General features: G+C 39.4%; 5 protein-coding genes. 3 read left to right on the top strand and 2 right to left on the bottom strand.

Features of this window, described 5'->3' with window-relative positions; all coding sequences use genetic code 11:
- Positions 1-300, top strand: a 300-nt coding sequence (locus BM179_RS10060) for a GW dipeptide domain-containing protein (RefSeq protein ID WP_177219356.1), incomplete at its 5' end; no start/stop codon positions are given.
- Positions 301-518: 218 nt separating this feature from the next.
- On the opposite strand, the gene BM179_RS10055 is transcribed toward BM179_RS10060, so the two are convergent.
- Positions 519-5,015, bottom strand: a complete 4,497-nt coding sequence (locus tag BM179_RS10055) for a sialate O-acetylesterase (RefSeq protein ID WP_092016133.1) — start codon at positions 5,013-5,015, stop codon at positions 519-521.
- A 132-nt stretch (positions 5,016-5,147) separates the two neighbouring features.
- Positions 5,148-7,802: a DNA mismatch repair protein MutS gene (mutS, locus tag BM179_RS10050; protein ID WP_092016130.1), complete on the bottom strand. Its 2,655-nt coding sequence runs from the start codon at positions 7,800-7,802 to the stop codon at positions 5,148-5,150.
- 463 nt (positions 7,803-8,265) lie between these two features.
- On the opposite strand from mutS, the gene BM179_RS10040 reads away from it, so the two are divergent.
- Both BM179_RS10040 and BM179_RS10035 read left to right on the top strand, forming a co-directional pair.
- Positions 8,266-10,014, top strand: a complete 1,749-nt coding sequence (locus tag BM179_RS10040; RefSeq protein ID WP_092016124.1) for a GMC family oxidoreductase — start codon at positions 8,266-8,268, stop codon at positions 10,012-10,014.
- 86 nt (positions 10,015-10,100) lie between these two features.
- Complete coding sequence (locus BM179_RS10035) at positions 10,101-10,745, top strand: gluconate 2-dehydrogenase subunit 3 family protein (protein ID WP_092016122.1); 645 nt, start codon at positions 10,101-10,103, stop codon at positions 10,743-10,745.
- Positions 10,746-10,750 lie beyond the last annotated feature (5 nt).

Raw genomic sequence — 10,750 nt, 5'->3', positions numbered from 1 at the left:
AACCCTGATGTGTATAAAAAAGTAGATAAAATACCTGATTATGTATTGATTTCACTCAGGAAAAATAAAGAAGATTGGCAAAGATATTTAGACTTTATGGAGCATAAGGAAAGTAAAGTCACTCAATTGAAAGCCTTTATTTATACAATTCCTAATAAACAAAGTAAAATGTACCTCCTCAAAAACGACGAAGTAGAAATATTAGAAGAAAAGTTAGTGAAAGGCACAAGTTGGCTCAAAATCCGCTATTATGGCAGCAAAACCATCGAAGGCTGGATAAAGAAAACAGATGTAGAATAGCTATAATAAAACAGGTCAGAAGGCTTGCTTTTGTGTCCGCACAAATGAGAAAGGCGCAAACAACAAGGAAATACGATAACTATTGATGTTTAACCCGTATTTGAGTTAAATTGCTTCTCGTTATTTGGTTTACAACTACAGATGAATTGTTTTTTATCCTCCCCAATTTTTAGTTTAAGGCCTTTTCGAATTCATTTTCCGAAAAGGCCCTTTTTTAATTATTGGATGAAAAGCTTTTTACTCGTCGTTCCTTCCGAAGTTCGTATCACTACCAGATACATCCCGGTCTTTACATTGCTGACATCTATCTGTAATTTTTCTGTTTGTTTGAACGATATGTCCATTTCTGAAATCCCTGCCAGATTCACCAGGCTTATCATTCCAGACTGAGGTTTGATAAATTCAATGCTCAGATTGGTATTACCCGGTACCGGATTCGGATAAACAGAAAAACTTCCTGCTATTTCAAGTTCTGTTCCCAATACAGCAAGTGTCTTAGTGTCCAGTTTTCCATAATCAGATGAAATTGAAACATCACTGATTGCTTTCATGCGGTACGAAAGGGCTGTATTATTAGGAAGAGACTTGTCCGTAAATGTCAAAGTATTGGCATCGATTTTACTGATTTCCTTAAAGTCTGCATCTGTCGGAAGTTTTCTTTCCAAAACATACTGACTTGCATTAGCAACAACATTCCATTTTAGGGTGATTTGTTCGTGTGTAACCAGACTTGTACTTAAAACCGGAATCGCCAGATAATCCGGTGTGCTTACATCGGCATTTGTGAAATCAGATTCTGTAAGATTACCAAAGGCCTTAATTCTGTAATTGTAGGCAGTATTTAGTGTCAGGGTTTTGTCGGGATATTCTAAAACTCCGGGATCCAGTTTTGCCAGCTGTTTGAAATCTGCGTCAGTAGATAATTTTCTTTCCAGAATAAAATATGAAGCCCCGTTTATAGCTTTCCAGCTAAGTTTTACAGAAGTAAGAGACGTTGCTGCGGCAGTCAATTCCGGTTTTACAAGTTGGGAAGGTGTTTTGGCATCAGCTGTTATAGCCGGTGATTCGGTCAGATCCGCTAACGCTTTTATCCGGTAAGTATAAGTTTGCCCTCCGTTTAATTTGGTATCAGCATACTCAGTAATCGTTCCGGCTAGTGTTGTAACAAGGGTGAAACTTGCCTGATCACTTGTTTTTCTTTCAATAGAATATGTTTTTGCTCCTGAAATGGCTTTCCATGATAGTTTCACCGCATTAAAATAGGTAACACTTGCTGTTAACTCAGGACTGGCTAATAAGGCTGGTGTGGCAAAAGAAACTGTAATAGTCGGGGATTCTGTAATGTCACTATAGGCTCGAACACTCACTGAATAAGTCGTATTAGCTGTAAGATTATCTAATACATAATTCGTTTGATTGGTGTTAAAGGTTCCTGATTTTATTACAACATTATTGGAAACAATACTTAAATCATAGTTTTTTGCATTCGGGACAGTGTTCCAGGAAATACTTCCTTTGTTAAAATAGGTAGCATTTGCCTGCAATTGCGGAGAGGCAAGTCCTTCAGGCGTGGAGATTTGAACCAGCGTTGAATAATTTGATTCAGTCTGTGCATTAATCGCTCTTAACCTGTAGATATATGGTGTATTCAAAGACAGGTTTTTGTCAGAATATTCCAGCACATTTCCGGTAATTTTAACTACATCAGTGAAGTCGGCATCGCCTTGTTTTTTTCTTTCCAACACATAACCGCTAGCATCAGGGACACTTTTCCAGTTCAGTTTTATTGTGCTTGCCCAGGTCAGAGAAGCAGTTAATTCCGGTTGAGAAAGGATATTGCTGATGCCAGCCTCATAGAAAGAAAATGCTCTCATACCGAGTTTATTCGTCAGATAGGGCCCGGTGTAGGGATAATAAGCTCCTCCGGTTGGCAAATACGGGGGTAAATAATTTAGTTTTACTGCAGGCTGGGGGCCATTCAGTTTCAGAACAATCCGGTTATGATCGGCGGTTCCGGATAGTACTTTTCCGTTTGATCCATCCAGATAAAAAAAGTCTTTCATTTCCAGGGTTACCTGCTGATTTGGCTGATAACTTCCGGGATAAACCAATTGCTGGCCTTCGTCAAATACAAGTGTAAGCTCAGATTTGTCAGCATTGCTATAAAAAATCTTTCTGATATTCGGGGATTTTATATTCAGAGTATCCTTTAAACCATAGAAGTCTTTGGCAATAAGCCTGGTAACTTCCTGTCCGTTCTGCTGATAACCTTCAGCGGAATAATGCAGGCCATCTGAACTGAATCCTTTTGTTCCGACAGTGGCAAGTGACTGTACATCAGGATAAATATCGTTTAGTCTTCTTTGGTAATCTCTGATAATTGCTCCGGCAAATGAAGGATAGTAAATCACATCAATCTGGAAGACATACATTTTTTGCAGATTCGGCAAATCAAGTTTCAGGTTATCCCTCAATTTTCCAAAATTCCCCTGCCAGTCTGTTCCTTCATTGTATGCCTCCGTTTCTCCCTGTCTGAAGATGAAATATTTGACATCATTGGCAACGCCTGCCTTTTGAATTCTGTACAGCATTCTTCCGTAACCATTACTAAGGTCTGCTGGGTTACTGGCTGTTCTGGTGGCATGAGACAAAGCAGAAGAATGATGGAATCCACCGTTAATCATACAGGTAGGAATGCCATAGTTGTCGAGAAGTTGTTTTTGAATTTCAAATCCCATTGTTCCGACGCCATTGTAATAAGAATCCTGATTTGACAAAGCCCAGAGGGTATCAGCAGGATTGTAAGGATCTTCATTCAGGTTTGGGGTAATTTTACCAAATGTCCGGCAATATTCATTGGTAGCTTTTTCCTGGAAAAATCCGGTAGAATTAGATTGTCCGCTTAATACAATTACGTCACCGCTGACGAGCTTTTCCCGGTAGGCGACCAAAATTGAATCGTTGGATTTAACTAAATAAACCCTGATATCGTATTCGGCTTTTTCGGCTTTAATGGTTTGCTTTAAGGAAAAACCTGCGCTGCTATTCTGATAGCTGAGGGCAGAACTTTGATAGCCGTAAAAAGTATTGTTTCTGTAGGTTGAAACGGAAATTTTCGTAAAACCGGCCGTTTTTACGGTACCACTTACCGGAATTGTCCCGAGATTCTTTTCATTTCGCGGGAAAAGCTGTAAATCCTGCGGAATTTTTGAAAAATTCATATCATAAACCAATTGATCCGGAAAGGCATCAATGTTTTTTTCATAAAATGAAAAGGCTCTTAAACCTCTTTTGTTTTTTATGAATGGTCCGCCGAAAGTCTCAGTTCTGGAAGAATCATGAAAGGAGGGGAGGTAAGTTAATCTGGTAGCCGAAGAAGGAGCTTTCAGCGCCAGAATGATTTTATTACCGATTGCTTTTCCTGATGCCACAGAGCCTGCTGCACCATCGAGATAAATATAATCTTTCATACTTTGCAGAAAAGCAGCGCCGGTCTTTTTATCAGTAAGTGTGGTATCGGCAGTCCAGATAAGTGATTGTCCTGCATCAAATTCCAGCGTAATTTCAGTTTTGGCAGAAGAACTGAAATATACTTTTTTAATATCCGGGGAATTAATATTGTCAGTATCCGTTGACCCGTAAAAATCACGGTCAATGAGTCTGAATAACTCTACTGCACTCTGCCGATAGCCTTCTTCTTTGTAATGAATGCCATCATATCCGCTTGTTCCGACTGTTGCAATGGTCTCAATGTCAGGATGTATAGTCTTTTGTTGTCTTTGATTTTCCCTTAATAAACCTGCAATCTCCAGTGGTGTGACCAGGATATTGATCTGGAAAAGGTAATATTTTTTCACAGAGGGATAGTCTTTTTTCCAGTTTTGATACAGCTGTTCAAAGAAACTCCCCCAGGTAGAAGCGGCTCCGGAGGCTTCATTTTCCCCTTGTCTGAAAATATAGCCTTTAATGGCATTAAAAGCACCCGATTTCTGTGCCCGGTAAAGTAAACGCCCGTAAGAAGTTGCTAAATTAGAGGGATTACCTGCATCTCTTGCAGCATTATAGTCAATGGAAGAACCACCAGAACCACCGTTAATTATACAAACCGGAATCTTATACTTTTCAATAATATATTTTTGAATTTCGGTTGCCCACATTCCGACAATTGCAATGCCCTGATTTGAATAGCTCCAGAGCGTATCAGCAGGATTGTAATTACTGTAGTTATCCGGAATCGTAAACTGACCGAAAGTTCTTGCAAATTCTCCTTTGTATATTCCTTCATCATTTACACCCTGGTAGGAATTGGATTGTCCGTTGACCAGAAAAATATCACCGCAGACCACATTTTTCCTTTCCACAATTATGACAGAATCTGCGGTTTTACAGGCATAAACCTTAAAATTATATTCTGCCAGTTCAGCCTTTATTTTGGTTTGGGTAGAAAAAGTACCGATTCCTTTATCGTCATAGGTAATAGGAGCTTTCAGATAACCGATTTGCGTGCCGTTCCGAAGTACTACTACAGACATATAATTATAGCCTGTTACTTCTATTCGCCCTTTTATTGGGATGTCCGCTTCATTTTTCTCGTTTCTGGGATATAATTGAAGGTCTTGAGGAAGGCTGTCAAATACCAGAGAGTAAATTCTTTGGGCATTTAAAGAAAAACTCCCGATTAATAATAAAATAAGTAACAGGAACTTTTTATACATAAATCAAAATAAGTTTTGGGTAAAGACCTCACTAATCTGTTAGAATTAACGAGTCAGGGTTTTAAATTATTGGAAATCAATTAAATAAATAGGTTTAATGACATTCAGGAAACAATTATTGAATGGTCTGTTTTAATGGTTGTCCAGTACTCTTTTTACTTCATTTAATTTCAATAAAGCTTCAATGGGAGAAAGCGTATTAATATCCAGGTTTTTCAAAAGACTCTGAACTTTTTCAAAGTTCGGATCAGGAGCTGCTTCAAATAAATTCATCTGGAAGTTATTTTTAGGCATTTCTCTGATACTCTGTCTGTTCTGTTCCTTGGTATGGCTCTTCTCAAGATTTACCATGATTTCATTGGCTCTATTCACTACCACATTAGGCATTCCCGCCAATTGCGCCACATGAATCCCGAAGCTATGTTCAGATCCGCCTTTCATCAGTTTTCTCATAAAAATGATTTTATTACCGATATCTTTTACGGAAACATTATAATTTTTGATCCTCGGGAAATCTTCTGCCAGTTCATTCAATTCATGATAATGTGTGGCAAATAATGTTTTAGGCCTGTATAAATGATGATTATGAAGATATTCGGCAATAGACCAGGCAATAGAAACACCGTCATATGTACTTGTTCCCCGGCCAATTTCATCCATTAAGACGAGACTCCTGTCGGAAAGGTTGTTTAGAATAGAAGCTGTTTCTGTCATTTCAACCATGAAAGTTGATTCTCCCTTCGACAGGTTGTCACTGGCACCAACTCTGGTGAAAACTTTATCGACCACCCCGATTTCGGCATGGGATGCCGGAACAAAACAACCAATCTGAGCCATCAGGACAATCAGGGCTGTTTGTCGGAGAAGTGCAGATTTTCCGGCCATATTTGGCCCTGTAATAATAATGATTTGCTGAGACTGGTCATCCAGAAAGATGTCATTCGGAACATAACTTTCTCCCAAAGGTAATTGCTGTTCAATAACCGGATGCCTTCCGTCTTTGATGTCAAGTGCCTTGCTGTCATTGATCTGCGGACGGACATAATTATATTTCCGGGCAATTCCGGCAAAATTTGAAAGTGCATCCAAGGCAGCAATAATTTTGGCATTTTGCTGAATTTGTGTTACATATTCACAAGCCGTATTGACCAGCTCATTGAAGATCCGGTATTCAATGGCAAAAATTTTATCTTCTGCATTCAGGATAGTTTCTTCATAAACTTTGAGTTCTTCAGTGATGTAACGTTCTGCATTTACAAGCGTCTGTTTCCTGATCCACTCTGCCGGAACACGATCTTTATGTGCATTGGTAACTTCCAGATAATATCCGAAAACTTTGTTAAATGCAATTTTAAGAGAACTGATTCCTGTTCGTTCAATTTCCCGGTTTTGTAATTGAATGAGATAGTCTTTTCCGGAATAGGCAATTTTATGAAGTTCATCCAATTGTGAATCTACACCTGACTTAATCATACTCCCCTGATTAGTTACAATTGGCGGGGTTTCTGACAATTCATTTTCAATTTTGTCCAGTAAAACTTCGCAGGCATTCAGCTGGTCTGCATATTTTTTCAAAGTCGGGTTTTCGTTCGACTGAAGAATTTGTCTGATCGGAATAATATGAGATAATGCTCTTTTCAGCTGGAGCATCTCCCTCGGATTAATTCTTCTCACTGCCACCTTTGAAATGAGTCTTTCCAGGTCTCCGATTTGTTTGAGATGTTGCAGAAGAACCTCTCTTAATTCCTGATCATTGGCAAAAAGCTCGACGGTATTTAGTCTTTCCTGGATCTGGGATTTTTCTTTCAATGGCAAAACGAGCCATTTTCTCATCAATCTTGCTCCCATTGGTGTAACAGTCTGATCCAGAATTTGTATCAAAGGTACACCGCCGTCCTGTTGGGAAGATACCAGTTCGAGGTTTCGGATGGTAAATTTATCAAGCCATACATAACGGTCTTCCTCAAGACGATTGATGCGTGAAATATGACTTACTTCACGGTGTTCTGTTTCAGCAAGGTAATGAAGAATCACGCCGGCAGCCACGATTCCTTCCGTCAGTGTTTCAATGCCAAATCCCTTTAAAGAGTTGGTTTTGAAATGATTTGTAAGGAGGGGATAAGTGAAGTCATGCGTGAAAATCCAGTCTTCGAGGGCAAATGTGTTAAATTTATCTCCGAAAACAGCTGTAAACTCATTGCGGTTTTTCTTACAGAACAGGACTTCTGAGGGAGAAAAACTCTGTAATAGTTTTTCTACATAAGCGGAGTTTCCCTGAGAACAGAGAAATTCACCTGTAGAAACATCCAGAAAGGAAATACCGATTACTTCACTTGAAAATGAGGCAAAGCTGATTGAAGCGAGGTAATTATTCTGCTTCGTGTCAAGTACGTTATCATTGAAGGAAACACCTGGTGTAACAAGCTCAGTAACGCCCCGTTTAACAATTCCTTTTGCAGCAGCGGGGTCTTCCAGCTGATCACAGATGGCCACTCTTTCACCTGCTCTTACCAGTTTTGGAAGATAAGTATCAAGTGAATGATGGGGAAATCCCGCTAAATGATCATCTGCATTCCCGTTATTTCTTCTGGTTAAAACTATGCCCAGAATTTTAGAAGCTCTTACGGCATCTTCTCCAAAAGTCTCATAAAAATCACCAACCCTGAAAAGCAGCAAAGCTCCGGGGTATTTTGCTTTAATCTGGTTATATTGTCTGGCTAAAGGGGTTTCAGTAACTTGTTTAACGTTTTTTTTTGTATCCTCGGTGTTTTTTGAAGGTCTTGCCAATTTCTCTGAATGTTTATTTTACTAACTCATACAAATTTAGTTTTTTTTGAGAATATATTGAAAAAGGGGGCGTTTGAATAAATGGAATTGGCATTTTAAATTATTAAGAGGCAAAAAAATGATTTCTCAGAAGAACCTCTCAGATAGTAATCCTGTGAAAGATATTTTTGTTTTATTATTTCTTGGAAATATTCTATATTTAACTTTTTATAAAACATATTTTCAGAATATCCGAAGCCGGAAGAAGAAAGAATAAATAATCACTTCGGAGCTAATAATGAGTAAATTGTATTTTAAAGAATCCGGTCTGATCTGGAAATAATTAAGAAAGTCTGTGTAGTTAACGAATAGAAAAGGGTAAGGAATTAATAATTATCCCTAAAATTGCTGTTTAAAGCGTAAAGAATTTTTAGAAAACCCAATTGTAATATCAAAAACTAATTTTAAAAAATTACATCAAAGAATGAACGATTTCTTTCAGATTAAAGAACAACCGAAGGTTTATGATGTGGTCATCGTAGGTTCAGGTGCAGGTGGCGGTATGGCTGCTCATGAGCTGACCAAAGCCGGGGCAAAAGTTTGTGTCCTGGAAGCCGGACAAATGTATGACCCGGCTGATCCTAAGAATATTACTCAGCTGAAATGGCCCTGGGAATCTCCGAGAAGAGGTGCCGGTACAACCCGTCCTTTCGGGGATTTTGATGCCGCCTATGGAGGTTGGGAAATAGAAGGAGAACCTTACACAAAAAAGGATGGCACAAAGTTCGACTGGTTTCGTTCCAGAATGTTAGGTGGTCGTACCAATCATTGGGGCAGAATTTCGCTTCGTTTTGGTCCGGACGATTTTAAGAGAAAAAGTATCGATGGTTTAGGAGATGACTGGCCGATTGGTTATGATGATGTAAAACCATATTATGACAGAATTGACCGGATGATCGGCGTTTTTGGTTCGGTTGAGGGCATAAGAAGTGAACCGGACGGTATTTTTCTTCCGCCTCCGAAGCCTCGTTTGCATGAATTAATGATTAAAAAAGCTAATAAAGAGCTTAATATTCCTACAATACCTTCCCGGCTTTCTATCCTGACCAAACCGATCAATACTGAAAGAGGGCAGTGTTTTTATTGCAGTCAGTGCGGAAGAGCCTGTCAGGCGTATGCCGATTTTTCCTCTTCTTCTGTATTGATTAAACCTGCTTTGAAAACCGGAAATCTTACAGTAATTCCTCATGCAATGGCAAGAGAGGTTCTGACAGATCCGGCAACAGGTCTTGCCACGGGCGTTTCTTATGTAAATACTGAAACTTTCATGGAATATACGGTTAAAGGAAAAGTGGTAATTCTTGCAGCAAGTGCCGGAGAATCAGCACGTTTGCTGCTTAATTCCAAATCACCTCGTTTCCCGAACGGGCTGGCTAACTCAAGCGGAATTATCGGTAAATACCTGCACGATTCAACCGGAGCTTCAAGATCGGCTATTATCCCGACTTTATTTGATCGGAAGAGATATAATGAAGATGGTGTAGGAGGAATGCACGTTTATACCCCCTGGTGGCTGGACAATAAAAAATTAGATTTCCCGAGAGGGTACCATATTGAATATTGGGGCGGAATGGGTATGCCAGCTTATGGATTCGGCTGGGGAATAGAAGGTCTTAACGGAAAATTTGCCGGAAGAGATGGAATTACCAAAGCTGCCGGAGGTTATGGCGCTTCTCTGAAAGATGATTATCGTCGTTTTTACGGAGCTTATGTAGGTATGGCAGGACGTGGAGAACCGGTTGCGAGAGAAGATAATTACTGTGAAATTGACCCGAATGTAGTGGATAAATTCGGTATTCCGGTATTGCGTTTTCATTACAAATGGAGTGATTACGAAGTAAATCAGGCCAAACACATGCAGGATACTTTCGAAGAAATCATTCATGGAATGGGTGGGATTGCCCTGGGAAGTAAACCTGGTGCTGATAAAGACTATGGTTTGGAAGCTCCGGGAAGAATTATCCATGAGGTAGGAACCGTAAGAATGGGTAATGACCCGAATAAATCTGCTCTTAACAAACATCAGCAAGCGCATGATGTGAAAAATTTATTCGTGGCTGATGCGGCACCGTTTGTTTCTCAGGGAGATAAAAATGCAACCTGGACAATCCTTGCTTTGTCAATGCGGGTTTCGGATTATATTATCAGTGAAAGAAAAAAGGGTAATCTGTAGTTTCCTGTTTTTGAATTTTACTGGAATTATTTATCATTTTAAACTTGTTAAAGATTGGTTTCAATCGGTTTTAAACAATAATATTCATGAAACGCAGAGAATATATAAAAAATATGGGGCTTAGTTCATTTGGACTGGCAGTGCTGAATCCTCAGGTACAAGCCGCTGAATTACTGGACTTACCCAAAGAAAAAGTTGAAACACCTAAACCGGGAACAGGAATTAAAATTCCGGGTGGAAGGACAAAAGCCGAAGCCGAACGTGATGCAAAGCTGATGGCTGAGAAGTTTTTCAACGAACATGAGCTGAAAACTATCAGTGTAATTTCAGACATTATCATTCCGGCTGATGCCAAGTCGGGCAGTGCCAGCCAATCAGGTGTTCCGGCCTTTATTGAATTTATGGCAAAAGATACCCCAAGTCTTAAAACACCTTTAAGAGGAGGTATTCGCTGGATAGATTCTCAGTCGCTTAAACGCTTTGGAAAAAACTTTATCGCCTGTACTTCAAAGGAACAGATTGCTATTGTAGATGACATCGCATATCCTGAAAAAGCAAAACCGGAAATGTCACAGGGAGTATCGTTTTTCAGTTTAATGAGAAACCTTACTGCAACCGGTTTCTTTACCAGTGAAATGGGTATTAAGGATATTGGTTATAAAGGTAATACACCTAACGAATGGGATGGTGTACCTGAGGACGTATTGAAACAATATGGATTGAGTTATTAATCCGA

This window comes from Pseudarcicella hirudinis, assembly GCF_900115665.1.
In the GTDB taxonomy this organism is placed as follows: Bacteria; Bacteroidota; Bacteroidia; order Cytophagales; family Spirosomataceae; genus Pseudarcicella; species Pseudarcicella hirudinis.
The sequence above is the reverse complement of the archived record's forward strand: the minus strand, read 5'-3'. Positions and strand labels throughout refer to the sequence as shown.

Bases quoted from the DNA above. Each gene is read 5' to 3' on its own strand.
- BM179_RS10055 (WP_092016133.1), bottom strand. From the start codon at position 5,015: ATGTATAAAAAGTTCCTGTTACTTATTTTATTATTAATCGGGAGTTTT.
- BM179_RS10040 (WP_092016124.1), top strand. From the start codon at position 8,266: ATGAACGATTTCTTTCAGATTAAAGAACAACCGAAGGTTTATGATGTG.
- BM179_RS10035 (WP_092016122.1), top strand. From the start codon at position 10,101: ATGAAACGCAGAGAATATATAAAAAATATGGGGCTTAGTTCATTTGGA.